The 16176-nt window shown below is 60.8% G+C and carries 11 protein-coding genes and 1 pseudogene; 8 read left to right on the forward strand and 4 right to left on the reverse strand.

The genetic code is table 11. The features are described 5' to 3' along the window. From PMN64_RS36060 to PMN64_RS36090, 7 genes and pseudogenes are all read left to right on the forward strand, one after another. Positions 1-253: pseudogene (locus tag PMN64_RS36060) on the forward strand (MFS transporter); the annotation flags it as partial. Then, entirely contained in the window at positions 250-1419 is a 1170-nt protein-coding gene (locus PMN64_RS36065) for an ABC transporter substrate-binding protein (RefSeq protein WP_411784173.1), read from the forward strand. The pseudogene PMN64_RS36060 and the gene PMN64_RS36065, both read left to right, overlap by 4 nt. Beyond that, positions 1419-2486 (forward strand): FecCD family ABC transporter permease, encoded by a 1068-nt coding sequence (locus PMN64_RS36070; protein WP_411784174.1) that lies wholly within the window; start codon positions 1419-1421, stop codon positions 2484-2486. Before PMN64_RS36065 ends, PMN64_RS36070 begins: the two co-directional genes overlap by 1 nt. Then, a complete protein-coding gene (locus PMN64_RS36075) occupies positions 2480-3232 on the forward strand; it encodes an ABC transporter ATP-binding protein (RefSeq protein WP_411784175.1) in 753 nt (250 codons plus the stop codon). The genes PMN64_RS36070 and PMN64_RS36075 overlap by 7 nt, the downstream gene beginning before the upstream one ends. A 607-nt stretch (positions 3233-3839) precedes the next feature. Next, a complete protein-coding gene (exbB, locus tag PMN64_RS36080; protein WP_411784176.1) occupies positions 3840-4706 on the forward strand; it encodes a tonB-system energizer ExbB in 867 nt (288 codons plus the stop codon). A gap of 4 nt (positions 4707-4710) precedes the next feature. Then, positions 4711-5136: a TonB system transport protein ExbD gene (gene exbD / locus PMN64_RS36085; protein ID WP_411784178.1), complete on the forward strand. Its 426-nt coding sequence runs from the start codon at positions 4711-4713 to the stop codon at positions 5134-5136. After that, positions 5133-5885 (forward strand): energy transducer TonB, encoded by a 753-nt coding sequence (locus PMN64_RS36090; RefSeq protein WP_411784180.1) that lies wholly within the window; start codon positions 5133-5135, stop codon positions 5883-5885. Before exbD ends, PMN64_RS36090 begins: the two co-directional genes overlap by 4 nt. 84 nt (positions 5886-5969) lie before the next feature. On the opposite strand, the gene PMN64_RS36095 is transcribed toward PMN64_RS36090, so the two are convergent. Then, entirely contained in the window at positions 5970-8795 is a 2826-nt protein-coding gene (locus tag PMN64_RS36095) for a TonB-dependent receptor domain-containing protein (RefSeq protein WP_411784181.1), read from the reverse strand. A 597-nt stretch (positions 8796-9392) separates the two neighbouring features. Between PMN64_RS36095 and mntR the strand changes: the two genes are divergently transcribed. Further along, complete coding sequence (gene mntR / locus PMN64_RS36100; RefSeq protein WP_411784182.1) at positions 9393-9869, forward strand: manganese-binding transcriptional regulator MntR; 477 nt, start codon at positions 9393-9395, stop codon at positions 9867-9869. A gap of 56 nt (positions 9870-9925) precedes the next feature. Here mntR and PMN64_RS36105 read toward each other — a convergent pair whose 3' ends face one another. The 3 genes from PMN64_RS36105 to PMN64_RS36115 all read right to left on the reverse strand — a co-directional run. Beyond that, positions 9926-12778 (reverse strand): TrlF family AAA-like ATPase, encoded by a 2853-nt coding sequence (locus PMN64_RS36105; RefSeq protein WP_411784183.1) that lies wholly within the window; start codon positions 12776-12778, stop codon positions 9926-9928. Positions 12779-12974: 196 nt separating this feature from the next. Beyond that, positions 12975-14288 carry a DUF2130 domain-containing protein gene (locus PMN64_RS36110; protein ID WP_411784184.1) on the reverse strand — a complete coding sequence of 438 codons (1314 nt, stop codon included), beginning with the start codon at positions 14286-14288 and terminating at the stop codon, positions 12975-12977. Positions 14289-14534: 246 nt separating this feature from the next. Next, the coding region (locus PMN64_RS36115; protein ID WP_411784185.1) for a DUF3320 domain-containing protein at positions 14535-16176 on the reverse strand (1642 nt) is incomplete at its 5' end.

Consider the following 16176-nt stretch of genomic DNA (forward strand, 5'->3'; position numbering starts at 1 on the left):
AACGACTCCGATCCTTCTCGCGCTCATTTCGGCAGCCGTGGCGAGTGATCGGCAAGGTTCGGTTCTGGGCCTTGCGCAAGCTTCCCAGCAGATCGCTTCCGCGAGCGGCATCATTGCCGGCGTCGGGGTCACCCAGCTCTTTGGTCTTGAAGCCGCATTCCCGCTCGTGGCCACGCTTTACGCCTTGTCATTTTTGTCGGCTCTCGGCATATGGCTCAAACTGCGCAGCCCACTCAAAGGAAGCCGACCATGACGGAACACCGATCGCTGCTGCATGCCGCGGTGACGGCTCTTGTCCTGATCGCTTTGTTTCCAACAGCAGCATTTGCTGGAGAACCTAGACTAGCACAGACACAAGCGCCGCTTACCCTCACGGATATCGCCGGCCGCCAGGTCACGCTTAACGCGCCCGTCAAACGCATGCTGCTGGGCGAAGGCCGGCAGCTCTATCTCATCGCATCGCTCGAACCCGAAGATCCTCTGGCCCATGTGGTTGCCTGGCGCACCGATCTGATCGCGGCCGACCCGGCCACTTACGCGCAGTACCTCAAAGCTTTTCCCGAGTTGGCGAAGCTCCCTGCCTTCAAGGGCCAGGAGGACAGCCTGATCGATATTGAATCGGCGATCATCCAGAAGCCTGATGTGGTGCTGCTCAATCTTGAAGCCATGCAGGCCAACAAGGACGCCAACTACATCCAGAAGCTTGCGGCACTGAACATACCGGTTGTTTATGTCGATTTTCGCCACCGTCCCCTGGAAAACACCGAGCCAACCATTGGGCTCCTGGGCAGGATCATGGGGCGCGAGGCGCGTGCGGAAGAGATCATCGCATTCCGTCGCCAGGCCATGGCTGCGGTTGCCGACGTCCTTGCCGCCAAACAACCGAAACGCCCCAATGTGTTCGTCGAACGGATCGGTGGTTACTCGCAGGATTGCTGCCTGTCTTTCGGCGCAGAAAATTTCGGCAAATATGTCGAACTCGCCGGCGGCCATAATATCGGCAGCGATATCATTCCTTCGACCTTCGGACAGATCAGCCCCGAACAGGTCATCGTCGCCGATCCCGAGCATGTGGTGGTTACCAGCGCCGACTGGAAAGCCTATGTGCCCGGCGGCCACTGGATTCCGCTCGGACCAGGGGCAGATCCTAAGGTGACGCGCAAGAAGCTCGAGTGGTTCGCTACTCGCGACGCCTATACGGGTATCGCGGCAAAGAAGACGCGGAATTTTCACGGCATTTGGCACCAGTTCTACAACAGCCCATACGAATTTGTTGCCGTCCAACAATTGGCGAAGTGGTTCCACCCCGACCTGTTTGCCGATCTGGACCCCAATGCAACATTTGCCGAATACCATCGTCGCTTCCTGCCCATAGACTACCGGCCCGGCTATAGCATCAGCCTTTCCGACAGCCAGTGATGACAGATATCCATACCAAAGCACTGACCTTAGCCGGACGCGACGCCTATCAAGCGCTCAGCCTCAGGCGTTGGATTGTTCTCCTTGTGCTGGTGGTCGGGGTTTGCATCGCATTGGTCGGCGACCTTTCGACCGGACCGGCCAGCTACGGGCTTGGAGAGGTTGTGCGCACGCTCGTTTTGCCAGCAGAGGCGGATGCGCAGATGCGCGTCATTGTTTGGTCGATCCGCATGCCGTCGGCCCTTATGGGCGTCGTGGTCGGTGTGGCGCTTGCCATCGCCGGCGCTCAGATGCAGACCATCTTGAACAATCCGCTAGCGAGCCCGTTCACGCTGGGCATTTCGGCAGGTGCAAGCTTCGGCGCGGCCCTGGCGCTCGCCTTCGGTGTCGCGCTCCTTCCCATGGCAGGCGACTACATCGTCGCGGCCAATGCTTTCGTCGTGGCCATGGCAACCGCCTTCCTGATCCATTTGGCCAGCCTTCGGCGCGGCGCCTCGATCCAGGTGATCGTGCTTTTGGGCATAGCGCTGGTTTTCAGTTTCAATACGGCTCTCGCGATCCTCCAATATTTCGCTGCCGAGCAGGCGGTCGCGGCCATCGTGTTCTGGACCATGGGCAGCCTCACCAAGGCAACATGGCCCAAGCTCGCCATCACCGCGCTCGTCGTGGCGGTAACCTTGCCGGTCTTTCTGCAGCGCCGCTGGCAGTTGACGGCCTTGCGTCTTGGCGAAGCGCGCGCGGCGAGCTTTGGCATTCCCGTACGGCGCCTGCGGCTCGAAACCCTGATCCTTGTCTCCCTTTTGTCGGCGATCCCGGTCGCGTTTGTCGGCACGATCGGTTTCATCGGTCTCGTAGGTCCGCACATCGCCCGCATGATGGTCGGCGAAGACCAGCGCTTCCTGCTGCCCGCGAGCGCGCTGACTGGCGCGCTGATCATGTCGTTGAGCTCGATCCTGGCCAAGATCGCGGTACCCGGCGCCGTCCTGCCGATCGGCATCGTCACCTCAGCGATCGGATTGCCGGTCTTCCTCTATTTGATTCTGAGAAGCGGAAGAGACATATGGTAGTGCTCAGTACGCATCGCCTCGGCGCCCGTTTCGGATCACGCCAGGTACTACGTGATGTGACGCTTCCGCCCTGTCATGGCGGCGAGGTCGTGGCCGTCATTGGACCGAATGCTGCGGGCAAGTCGACGCTGTTCCGGCGCCTAGCAGCCATTCTTCCGGGGCCTGGCGAGTGCCGGCTGGAAGGTGTGCGCGATGCAGATCGCGCCGTCGCCTACATGCCTCAGGACCAAACGGCAAGCGCAGTGCTGACTGTATTCGAATCCGTCCTTCTTGCGCGCAAGCAGGTCAGCGGCTGGCGTCTGGAAAGGTCCGATCTGGTGGCGGTGGACCAGACGCTGGCAGCACTCGATTTGGGCGATCTTGCCAATGAAATCCTTTCCGAGCTGAGCGGTGGACAGCGCCAGCTCGTCGGGCTTGCCCAATGTCTCGTGCGCGAACCGCAGGTCTTGCTCTTGGACGAGCCAACCAGCGCGCTGGACATGCACCGCCAGCTGGAAGCGATGCGGCAGGTGCGCAGCCTTGCGCGTGACGACGGTATGCTCGTGCTGATCGCGCTGCACCATCTCGACCTGGCACTGAAATTCGCCGACAAGGTCGCCATCCTCTCTGATGGAACGTTGCACGATTTCGGCACGGCGGCTGATGTCCTGACGCCGGAAAACCTTGCCGCAACCTTTCGCATTAGGGCACGTGTCGAATCCTGCTCGCAGGGCAAGCCACATTTGATCGTCGACGACGCGATCTGACGCCCCACGCGTCAGCGGCTGGCCAGCCTCAGGCGTCCGGCGTGATCACTCGTCGAATGGCCCCATCGCGACTGTTCGTATCGGTGGTTGCGCCTCCCGCAACCGCCGATTTCTTGCGATAGCAGCGCATGGGGGCCCAGAAGGGTCCCGTTTGCGCGTTTTGAGCGCCATTTCGCAGACATCGGCTGTTGAGGCTCTGGGATTTGAATCTACTCCCAGGCGATTTTGGAAAGCGACGGATCGGGCGAACGGTGGCTCTCGGGAGTTAGGCTGCCCGGCGGTAAGAAAACAGGCTCTTACGGTGGTGGGTATTGCGATGTAGCGGATCAGTGGCTCGAGCCCCGACGCTTCGGATGCGGCGGTCCGCCAACCACGACGCGCTCTCGCGGTTGGATTTTTCGCTGTCAAGCCTGCGTCGATTTCTGGCGGAATGGTCGACCGGGAAATCCGAGAAGATCCGGATCTTGACCGGCAACCTGACGCGGCTCCGGTAGGCGATGTTCATTGGCGAGCAAGGGCAGCTCCCAGTTAGCATTTGCAGCAAGACGTAGCCGATGCTACATAGTAAAGCAGGTGCGTAATCGCAACTTTTGGAAGGCTTGATTCAATGCAATTGTGCACAATCCCGCGTCGTCGCGTCCTTTCCATCCTGCCGGTGAAGGCGCCGCGGACCGGTGTCCTCGGCGGCATGTCGGTCTTCTTGCTGTCTTCGGCCGGTATAGCGGGGCCCGCCTTCGCACAAAGCGCGTCCGAAGGCGCGGCGATCGCGAGCGCCATCCTGCCTCGCGACCTCAGTCCATGGGGCATGTTCATGCAGGCCGATATCGTCGTGAAGGCCGTGATGATCGGACTTGCCTTTGCCACCCTAGTGACCTACACGGTCTGGCTATCCAAGACGATCGAGCTGTTCAATGCGCGTCGGAACGCGAGACGCGCGCTGCGCGAGCTCGCAGCGGCCAGGAGTGTCGAACACGCGGTACGGGCGGTGCCCCCGGGTCCGGTGGCACGGTTGCTCGACGGCGCTGTTGCGGAGCTGGAGCTCAGCACGGACCGCATGGACAGGGAGGGAATCAAGACACGGATCTCGTCGCGGCTGCAACAGATCGAGGCCGCCGCGAGCCGGCGCAGCGCCTTCGGCACCGGCGTGCTGGCAACTATTGGGGCGACCGGTCCCTTCGTCGGCTTGTTCGGTACGGTCTGGGGCATCATGAACAGCTTCATCGGCATCTCGAAGTCCCAGACCACCAATCTCGCCGTGGTCGCGCCCGGCATCGCCGAGGCGCTGCTGGCGACCGCGCTGGGACTCGTCGCTGCCATTCCGGCGGTGGTGATCTACAACCTCTTTGCCCGTCAGATCGGCTCCTACCGGGCGCTGCTCGGCGAGGGGGCCTCCGAGATCGCGCGGCTCGTCAGCCGCGATCTCGACGGCGGGGCGATCGTCGTCCGGCGGCCCCGGCTCGCCGCGGCGGAGTGATCCGATGGCGGTCAATCTCAATCAGGCTGGCGGCGATCTCGCCGAGGTCAACGACATCAACGTGACGCCGTTCATCGACGTCATGCTCGTGCTGCTCATCATCTTCATGGTGGCAGCGCCGCTCGCGACTGTGGATATTGCAGTCGATCTGCCGGCCTCGAACGCGCAACCGCATCCGCGTCCGGACAAGCCGGTTTATCTTACCGTGAAGCCGGATCTCTCGCTGTCGGTCGGCGACGAGACGGTGAGCCGTGTCGCGCTCGCCGGGGCGCTCGATGCGGCGACCGTTGGGCAGAAGGACAGCCGGATCTTTCTGCGTGCCGACAAGACCGTTCCTTATGGTGAGGTCATGCAGGTCATGAACGGGTTGCGGACGGCTGGCTACCTGAAAGTGGCACTGGTCGGTCTGGAACACTCGACTGCGCCATGACGCTTCTCGCGGCCGAAGATCTCTCGGACCTGAGGCGCTGGACGTTCAGTGGATTTGTCGTGCTGACGCTGTATGGAGCGCTGGCGACATCGCTGGTTGCGTGGCGTCAGCCGGATGAGCTCGAGTCGGCAGAGCCGTCCGGCGCGGTGGTGGTTGACCTTGCGCCAGTGTCCGCTGCGCCCTCAACCACACTGACGGATATCGCACCAGGGCCGGAGCAGACGATGGCGGAGGCTCGGCCCGTGGTGAAGCCGGATGCTACGCCACCCGACGATGCTCCGGAACTGCCGCAGGCCTCCAATCCCGAGGCCGTTGTCGATGCGCCGACCAAGGCGCAGCCCGAAGCCACGCCCGAGCAACAAGCCGCGATGGCCACGTCGACGCCGGCCGCGGTGTCGGAGCGCATCGCACCGGTCGCCGCGGCGCCGATGCAAGGACGGCCGGATCAAAAGAATGCGCAGGCGGTTGCAACCTGGCGTTCGCAGATCCTCGCCCTGGTCGAACGCAACAAGCGATATCCCGATGCCGCGCGCTCGCGGCGCGAGCAGGGGACAACGCAGGTGCGGTTCATGCTGGACCGCAACGGACTGGTGAGTGATGCGCAAGTCACGCAGAGTTCCGGCTCCAGCGCGCTTGACGGAGAGGCCATCGCATTGCTGCAGCGTGCGCAGCCGTTTCCCGCTCCGCCCGAGATGTTTGCGGGCCAAGTGGTGGCCGTGAGGCTGCCGATCCGCTTCACGGTCAAGTAGGATTCTCCAAGCAGGATCGTCTCCCACCGCGTCCGACGGCCGACCGCGATGCGCAGATGGACGGCCTCGTGCGGCGGCAGACGGTCAGTCTCTCGCGGCAAAGCGATCGCCTGGACCGAACCTGTAGTTGACGCCGATGCGCAGCGCATCGGTTCTCACCCGTGCGTCGGAATCGAACGACGTCGCCATGCCGACCGGCAGGTTCGGGATCGCGCGGAATGATCCCAGATCCGTGTGCAGGTACTCGATCCCTCCGGTCCAATTGCCGGTCAATCGGGTCTCGAAACCGGCACCGACCGCCCAGCCAAATCGGAACGTATCCACATTGTAGGGCGTCGTGACGGGAGTGCCGGCGGCGGTAAAGCCCGACACCGATCCTGATGCGGTGACGGTGCCAAACGGAACGCCGGCGGTGAGATAGGCGAGGGCCGCCGGTGTGACCGCGACGCCGATGCGACCGCGAATAGATGCCAGCCAGTCGAGGCGATAGCCAAGGTCGGCCGACATCGGCGCATTGAGCGGGAGCAGCGCCGCATTACAGACCGCGCCGGGACAATTGCTCGCCGAGCGGCCGTGCTGGTCCGCGTAGACGAAATCGCCCTCGATCCCGGCGACGACGCGCCCCACCGTCCAGTCGTAGCCGGCCTGAACGCCGACGCCCGCATGGTCAAGCCGCGCTGTCGGCGTGTTGCCGAACAGCGGCGTTTGCGATGCATTGTCGATGAATCCTGCATATGTCGTGGCCGAGCCCCAGACATAGCCGACATTGCCGCCGGCATAGAACCCGCTCCAGTCCCACGAGGGTGTTGAAGGCGCCTTGCCGAAGAACCCTGTGCCCTGTCCGCGCACGGCGCCAATCGGCGGATTTGCAGGCGCGTCGGCGCCGTACTTGACGTTGAGGAACAGTTTGAAGGTTCGACCCGGCAGAAGGATCTCGTCCTTGTGGAACTGAACCGAGTTGCGGATGTTCGCGTTCAAGAGATTGTCGCCGATCAGACCCGTTGCGACCTCCACCGGTCCCCACGGTGAGCTCTGCCATCTCTGCCGGTGCTCAATCTGTAGCTTGAGGAGGTCGTAGCCGGCGGTCGGCGTGTCGAACTGAGCAAAGTCGTTCTGCGCGAACGCGTGCAGATAGTGCAGACGGGTGTACCAATCGTCGTTGCGCCAATAGAAGCCGCCGCCGATCCGCATCGGTGGAATGCGCGGCACGTTGGTGCCGTCGGTGAAGGTTGCGCGCACGATATCGAACTGGCCCTCCACGCCGAAGATGCCATCGGAGAGTGGAGAGACGTCCCATTGCCAGGACAATTCGCCACCGCGGAAGATCGCATTGCTCTGCGAGTAGGCGACTTGGATGTAGTCGCCGCTGCCGCCGACGGCGCAGGTTGAAAACCCCGCACCGCAGAAATTGCCCGTCGCCTGGCCATAGATGAAGTTGGCGTAGTAGGTGTAATAGAGGCTGGCATCGAACCGGAAATCGCCGCGGGTCTGCCTCAGGCCGATCTCAGCTGTATTGGCGGTCTCGAGCGTCAGGTCGGGATTGCCGATCTTGAAGGTCTTCTCGGAGTCGTCAGGGCCGCTGGCGAACAATTCGAGCGCGCGTGGGGCCCGCTGGATCCGTTGCAGCGTCAGGCTTGCCTGCAGGTCGGAGGGGAGATCCTTGATCGCTCCGAAGCTGATGCTTGTCGGCAGGAAGTTCGATCGGGCCGGCGAACTGGCCGGATCGTTTGGCGGCGGCAGGTAGGTCGACGGAAATTCGAACGAGGTGCCGGACACTTCGACGGCTTCGATGCGGCCGGCGAGCTGCGTCCGCAGCGTATCGGTGTGCCTTAGCTCCTCGAAGAAGTACGCGGCGGCCGTTGTGGTTTGCGCGGGAAGCAGAATCGCCTGGCCGATGGTGTCGAGGCGCTGGTACGCGCCCTGGGCGCCGACGATGCTCATCAGCGCTCCAAACGGGGTCGAGACCGGCCGAGTTTCGACTTCGAGCTTGCCCTCCGTCTGGCGGTTCTTGAACGTTGCGCCGATGCTCTGGAAATCGCCCAGATTCGTGCTGTTGAGAACGACTTCATCGTGCCGGTAGTCCGAATATCCAAGCCAGTAGCGGACAGCGGCTAAGGCCGCCGTGTCGGGCCGGTATTCGCCCTTGCTGGCGATCTTCGTCTGCTCCAGCTGGTTGTGCTGCTGGGCTTCGGACGTGGCGATGCCCGGAACATAGTAGTCGCTGGTGAAGCGCGAGACCGACAGGCCGGCGTAGCCGCCGTCGAACAGATAGGAGCCGCCGATCGATGCGCCTGCGCTCTGCATAGCCGAGTTCGGTTGCCGCCCGTCGAAGGCCGGCGCGGGAGTGGGAGGGTTGAGATAGGGGTAGCTGGGGACGCGATAGTCCTGGGCACTGCGGCCGTAGACATCGGCATGCACGGCCGCATTGCTGCTTCCGGCGTCCAGCAGCAGGCCGCTCTCCCAGCCACTGTCGACTGAGGTCACGGCGGACCGCAACTCCGCGGCCAATCCTCCGACGGGGGCGGCGGTGGGAATTCGATTGTTGGACGCATCGACGATGCCGCCGACCGCCTGCGATCCGAACCGCAGCGCGGCGGGTCCGCGAAACACCTCGGTCTTCTGCAGCGCCAGCGGATCGATCGGGACGGCGTGATCCTGCGCGATGTCGGAGACATCGACGCTCCCGACGCCGTTCTCCTGGATACGGACCTTGGCGTCCGACAGTCCGCGCAGAACGGGGCGCGACGATTGGGTCGAAAGACCCGCCGACGTCGCTCCGGGTGCGGTGAAGAACAGATTTCCGAAACCCTGGCTCGTGCTCGACTGGATCTGACTGCTCGCCAGGGCCGATGGCGCAAACGGCGGGCTGTTGGAGGTCGCCGTTGAAGGTGGTGCGGCCGGCGCCGACACGGATTGCGAAGCCGGTCGGCCGGCGGATTCGCTGCGGCTCGCCCTGCGCGCTGGCCTAGGCTGGCGTCCTTCGACCGTCACCTGCGGAATCTCCACTTCGGCCGGCGAGCCGGATGACACAGGCGGGGCGGCCGTATTCGATGATTGTGAAGGAGGCGGTGCGGCCGCACTGGCGGGAGTGGATGTCGCCGGAGCGGCGGTCGCGCCTGGCTGTTGGGGGGGCGGCGGGCTTGGCGTCGCGGCCGGCGTCGCTTGTGCAGCGGGCGGAACGGGGGACGCATAGGGTGAGGGTTGTTGGGCGTCTGCGAACCCGTTCAGACAAATCATGCCAATCGACGTCGTGCTCAGAAGAGCCATGCGGGTCACGCGAACATGCATCCTTCAATCCCCAGGGCGCACCGCAAGAAAGACGACGCGGGTCACTTAGTGTCGGCAGCAAAATGTAGCTGATGCTACAAATGAGGAGCTTGGCTACAATGTCAAGGTGGGGCTGTTGCAATTGCGAAGCTGTTGCAAGAAGGCGACAGGACACGGCGACTGCTTGCAATGTCATCGCGGAGAGCCCATGGTCCGATACGTACAGCTACGGATTTTCACATGCGCCCGAAGGCTTCCGCGGATGCCCCGCCATTGCTTCATGCGCTCCCCAGCGAGCAGGCGCAGGCGCGGCGTTTCGGAAAGGCCCGTTCGGCGCGTTCGACGGCTATTCTCGAGGACTATGTCGAGTTGATCGCCGACCTGATCGATTCGACCGGTGAGGCGCGCGCCACCGACATTGCGCGAAGGCTCGGGGTTTCGCATCCGACGGCTATCAACACGATCACGCGGCTGAAGCGGGAAGGCCTGGCGATGGCCCGTCCTTACCGCGGCATTTTCCTGACCGAGAAGGGCGAGGCGCTCGCCAAACGGGTGCGCACGCGCCACCGTCTGGTCCTCGAAATGCTACTCGCGCTCGGCGTGCCCCGGGAGACCGCCGAGGCGGATGCCGAAGGCATCGAGCACCATGTATCGGAGGCCACTCTCAAAGCCTTTTCCGATTTTCTCAGGGGGCCGAGGGTGAAAAGGGCTAGCTGACAAGCCCGTGCCCGGCGACCCCGGCCGGCCGAGCGCATTTCCTTGTTGCAGTGCCCTCAGCTGTCCAAAGAATATCGTCTCTCCCGCTTTTGGAAAGCTGCCGCACCACCCTCAAGTATCCGACAGACCTGCTTCCGCGTACTATGCGTATCTTTGCAATCTTCCAGAGCGCCAGCGGAATACGAAAATGAGGGCAAGCCACCGTTCTCCTTCACGCACTGTGCAACAATGACCTGCTCAGCATCGGTGTTGACGACTAGGTTGGGGTTGTGCGTGATGAGAAGGATTTGACGCCGGAGTTTGGCTTTCCGGAAATAACTTGCCAACAAACTATAGATAGATTCGTTGTCGAGGTTCTCTTCGGGTTGATCGATCAGAAGAGGTCGGGTGTCCTTCTTGTCCATTGCCAGATAAAGAATCAGCAAAACGATACCCTTTGTACCGGGTGAAAGATTTTCGAGCGGGGTGCCGTTGTAGCTTAGTCCATACGTGAGGCTGATGTGATCTGTGGAGTATAGCCAATCGAAAAACTCGACTACCGTATGGCTCGGCTTGAGGTAGTCGCGCACGGTAGCGCCCGCTTCGCCATACGGTTCTAGAAATTTGTTCAAACCTTCGGCTAACTCGGAATGATTACCGGAAGTCCAGGCCCCCACCAAATGTTCATTGGCAGCAGCGGTCATATCGTCGGATGTAGGATAGGGGAGCCTCTTTCTTTGGTTGAATAGACGCGCTCCCTTTTCTATCCAGCCATCAAGATCGACCCTTAGCCGAATCGCGAAGTCCAGATGTCTTTCCTGCTGCTCTCCTAAACTCAGGTGCTGTTGGAGTGGTTCGTAGAGCTTCGCCAGGATTGCGCGCTCTTTCTCCAGCGTGCCAAAATAGGAGTAATACGTAGAGCGACGCTGTGCTCGAAGCGAATTGAGTTGCTCGCTTTCTGGTCCTTCGATCGTCTCGATTTCACTCCGTACACGACGAAGGTCCGTGTCAAGAGCTGCGATTCGGTTCTGAAGCTCGACAATGCGCGTGCGTTTTGCCTCATCGGCGGTTGTGAGTGCGCTAAGCTCCTGTACCCTTGCTTGGTGCGCGTGAAGCGTTCCTGGTGCTGGATTAGTGGGATCACCTTCCACTTGGACTATTGATGCCAGCATGTCGGCCTTCCGCCGGGCGATAGGAGCTGCGGTGTCGCTCGGAAAACTGGGCCTAAACGCACTCCAGTCTTCTTCTGGGATCCCGAGCGCCTTGAGCTCAGCAGCTATCCCGCTCCAGAACCGGTCCATGTTGGCTTGAAACGCAGTGACCTTTTCGGCCAGTTGATCCAGCCTGAGCAACTTCTCTCGCTCAGTTGCAACCGAGTCTATGAGAATAGCCAGTGCATCGCGTTCGATCTGGAGCTCAGCGGCAATTTTCGCCTCCCGCTCGGAGGCGGTGGGCGGAATTTGCGAGATTACTCCCTCCCGCTCCTTCAAGAGGGAGGACTCTTTGGCTCTGCGCTCCGGAATACTCAGTCGTCGACTATATAGGTCACTGATTTGCCGATGTAGGCGACGTAATTCCTCCTGCAGTCTGCGCTGTTCAGCAACGATTCCCGCCGTGCGCTTCTCGCGCAGATCATGAAAATTCGAAGCGTTCAGAGTTTCTGTTGGGCTTAGATACGAGAAAATAACTGCTTCGATCTCTTTGGTCAGTTCTCCGCTGGCTGCATGGTCAGCACACAACCTCTCAACAAATTTCTGGGAGAGATACCGAACCTCGTTCTTGTTAGATGCTGTGCCCTTTGCCGAGACATTAATCGTCGTCTCGCGCCCATCTCCCCAAACGAGTCCGACTGACATTCCCTTAATGTGGGGGCGGGCGCGATCAATGAAGGAATCTTTGTCCGCGTCTTGCCAGCTACCGGCTGCATAAGCAATGAGGTCATTGACAGCTGACTTTCCCATGCCCTTTTGCCCAATTAGGGCAACAAGGCCGGGATTTAAGGAATAAGTCGCCGTTCCGAACCAGTCAGCTCCAGACAGCTTCACCGTGGCAAGGGTGCGAGACTTGTCGTGCAGCGTTGGTGGTTCTTCACCAATCCACACGCGGTCTTCCGGCTCATAAATTACCTGCCGAAGCCCCTCAAAGGTGACGTCTGCTTTGATCCAGCAAAACCGATTTTGGTCCGGTTTGAATAGTTTCTCAAGGCTGTGGGCGTCCGATCCATGGATGCAAGGCTTAGCGCTGCCGTAGAGGTCGACAGCTTCATTTGCATGAGTTTTCCCTAGCCAGTAATCTCTGTCGGCGGGATTCCCAGAGAAAAGCATGTCGGAAAAGCGGTAAAGCTCTTCTCTGAGTGCCCTGAATCCATCATCATGCCGAATGCCGCTGGCGCCGTCATTGCTGCCACCAGCGACCACAACGACCGAGTTGCGTCGTAGCCAGCCCTCAGATTTGAGCCAGGTTCTGAATACTTCAAATTCGATCTTGAATTGGTTGGCGCCCTCGCGTAGCGCAGCCGAATCGCTGGATATCTCTGGCTTGACTGCCTTCCCTAACGCAACCAGCTGCGCGTGTTGACAGGAGTAAGTGCGGTTGTTGAACTCGATCGAAAGCCGGCCCAAAGCATGATCGATTTCGTCCTCGTGATTCGGATCGTCAGGCGATACCAGAAGGTGAATGTTGATCGCGCGCCCATCACGCGTTTTTGGAGTGATCCGAAACTCAACGTTCGGAAACATCAACATAATGTTTGAAAGCCGCCCATCCGCCTTGAATTGCCGCATGCGACGATAGTTTGCGATGCTCATGTAGTCGGTGATGCCGATCGCATGAACCTGATCTTGCCCTTCAAGCGCAGCTAAATAGGGTTCCCAGCCTCCAACGAAGTTGTCAGCAAGAATGCACCCGGAGTATGAATGTGGGGATCCCACCTTCTCCAGATCGAGCCGATTTCGAAAGTCAAGTTACGCCCCCAATGTTACGCGGCACGAATTCCAACAGCCGCGGCAGAAATAAACTAGACGGACTTGCAGCTGCAAGTAGAAATGATTGTTTGTCAAAATAGCGCGAAAGACAGTTGTGCCGTCTCCAACCTAGGCAAGCAGAGTTGATTCTAAGCGCTATATTTCAGCTGACCTGCTGCTCGGCTTCGCTTGAATCCTCCAATAAGGGTAAATCGAGGCTTGGAATCTCCGGCATTGCCTTACCAGCGATCGCCTGTAAATCTCCGACCATTCCAACCGTGGACTCAACAACAGCAACGATCTGAGTTTCGCGTTTCGCCCATTGCCGGCCCATGAACTTTCGCTCTTTGTCGAGGTCTTCGCGCATGTCGTTGAACTTTTCGACGACAGCTTCCACCCGCTGCCGAAATTTCATGCCAGTCAGATACTGATAAACCTTCTCCATCTTAGTCTGTTGCCCTTGCTGGGCCGCGCGCGAGCTCCTAACCTCGATGAGGGTCTGACGGAGCGCAATGGCAACCGGTATCGCGTAACGGGGATGGGCAACCCACACGCCGTCGACCAGATCGAAATGCTCGACGTGCTTTGGAAGCGCGTGAGAAATAATGAGTGCGACGTCTGCGCCGCAGCGGCGCTGATCGTCACGTAGCTTACCTAACCAACCATCGCTCCAGGCTTTCGTGCGCTTGGATTCCCAAAGAATGATGCCCGCAGACTGTCCGACCAACCCATTGACCTGCTGTACGACGTCGGCCCCCAATTCACCTTTGGCGACAGGTTCGATAAGATCTGCGGGAAACCGCCCGCGCAGGAGCTGTTCTAGCTCAAGCTCGAGCACCTCGCCTTGGGATTGCTGCGACCCTTGCTCGGCCTTGCGCTTCAGCTCCTCAATTGTGCGCGACATCGATTCGATCGTCTGATCTTTCTCGAGCACTTTCAGCCGCGTTGCCTCATCAGCCTCCTGTCTCGCCTTGGCGCGAATGACTTCAATGGACGCCTGAACCCGTTTCTCGATCGTGAGTTCAAGTTCTCGTTTCTCCTCGTCGAGCGCTCGCTGCTTGCGAATCAGCTCCGCCTGCTGCTGCTGCGCCTCGGCGAGTTTGGCGTTGTTGGCCGCAAGGCTCTGACGAAGCTCAGCCGCCTCTGCCTCTCGGGCCTGCAGTTCGGCCGCTGCGGCCTCGCGGGCCTTTTTGGCTTCCGTCGCGACCAGCGAGGTACGCTCGGCTGAAAGTCGCTTCGCCACCTGATCTTCGATCTGCTCGCGCGCCCTCGCAAGCTGTTCACGCTCTAGGCGCAACGCTTCCGTCTTCCGTAAGACCTCTTCATCCTTGTTGGCTAGCAGCGCCTGGAAGTGCTTGCGCGTTTCTTCAAGGAGCGGAGCCGCAAGCGATTCCGTCAGCTTAATCTCATTCCTGCAGTGCGGGCATTGGAGCGTAGGCTCATGCGCGACGGCGGCCATGGTTGCTGCGAACTTCATGAATCCTCTTGTGCTGTGTCGGCTGCATTAGGCGCTTGTCACGTAAGTGGCCCGATTTTATCGTGATCTCCACGCTCCAGCGATCGCATGGAGCACCTGCATCAGCTTTTCCACTGAAACCAGCTCGAACATGTTTGGCCTGCATTTCCCCCGGCGGTCTGCGCACGAGCTGGACCGCTCGAAATGGGAGGTGACGTTGGCATACCACAGCGTTTCCGAGGCCGAGCGAAACGGAACCTGTGCCCTCTACCCAGCGGCTGTCACGGCGGCTTCGAAGCGTTCGCGTGTGGAAGCTGCGAGACGTCCCAAGCCGAAGTGGTCCTGCATGCCGCGGATGATGTCCTCATCGTTTTCGAGGCCGCTGCTCCGCAGCATTCGGGCAAGTCCTGCTAATTCTGGGAGCGGAATATCGCCGTGATCCCGTCCGCCGGCGCTTCGATAAGGCGCGTTGTCCGTGCCATCCTGCGGCCATATGATCTGCCGTTCCCCGTCCTTGGTCGTCGGAAAGCGATCGCGGCCGAGCGATGCCGCGACGATTTTCTGCACGGTCTCGCCCGAGCGCAGGAAGCCATGCGTGCGGGCGATGCGTTCAACGAGGACATCGAAGTAGATAGGGCCCTCGATCGCGACGACGTAGTCAACCATGCTACGCAATGTGCCGCGGTAGCCGACGTCATAGAAACGCTCTCGGTCGGGTGTGGCAACGCTAGCAGGATCAGCCTTGACATACGTGGCCGGAGTTTGAGCCGTCTCGCGCCGTTCGTTTACCGGTCCTCGCGCGTAGACTTTTGTTTGCTCGACCGGCTGTCTGTCGTCGTTTGCCGATTCAGGCGTGACTTCGGCCTGCTCCGTTTCGTCCTGCGTCTCTGCGCTTGAGGTTTCGGCATCAACGGGCAGGTCGGGGCCGTCTGCAGATGGGGTTGCCTCCAGTGGAGACGCAGGTTCATCATCTACGTCGACGATCGGACGAGAAGCGCGCTCGGCCTCGAGATCAGCCACTAGCCTAGTGTGAAGCTTTTCAGCGGCGGCGGATGAATCCATCCACCATTCGGTGCTCCAGATTCGTCGGATCCGCCAGCCAAGGTCGGTGAGCACCATCTCGCGCAGGCGGTCGCGATCGCGCGCGGTTGCAGACCGGTGATAGGCCGCTCCGTCGCATTCGACGCCTGCGAGGTAGCGCCCCGGAAAGTCCGGATGCACGATGCCGAGGTCGATCCGGAAGAACGAGACGCCTACTTGGGGGTGCACTTCCCAACCCTTCTCTTGAAGGGCCCGCATCACAGCGTCCTCGAACGGCGATTCCGTGTCGCGCCCGGTTGGCGAGAAGGCTTCGGCGATGGCGCGTGCGCCGTTCGCGGCGAACTCGAGAAAGTGCTTGAAGTCGACCACGCCCTTGGCGCTCGTGCGTCCCAGGTCAATCTGCTCCGGCCGCAATGTCGCGAACACCAAAAGTTCGCGTCGGGCGCGGGTAACGGCAACGTTGAGGCGGCGGTGGCCGCCCTCGCTGTTCAGCGAAGAGATCTGAGCTGTGACCCGTCCGGTCTTGTCTGGCCCGACGGCGACCGAGAAAATGATTACGTCACGTTCATCGCCCTGCACGTTCTCGATATTCTTGACGAGGATCGGCTCCCTGGTCTGGTTGCGGTCGAAATGCGGCTCCAGCGACGGGTCGGCACGGCGGGCCTGATCGAGCAAGTTCTCGATCAGACGCTGCTGTTCGCCGTTAAATGTGACGACGCCGATCGAATGGGTAGATGTCCTCATGCGCCGGACAACCTCGGCCACGACGGCCTCGGCCTCCTTCCGGTTCACCTTGGCGCCGCCCCGCTCGTATACGCCTCCATCTACATGAACGTAGCGCACGGCGGTATCGCGAGTCACGGGAGAG

This window comes from Bradyrhizobium sp. UFLA01-814 (genome assembly GCF_046718885.1).
Lineage (GTDB): Bacteria > Pseudomonadota > Alphaproteobacteria > Rhizobiales > Xanthobacteraceae > Bradyrhizobium > Bradyrhizobium elkanii.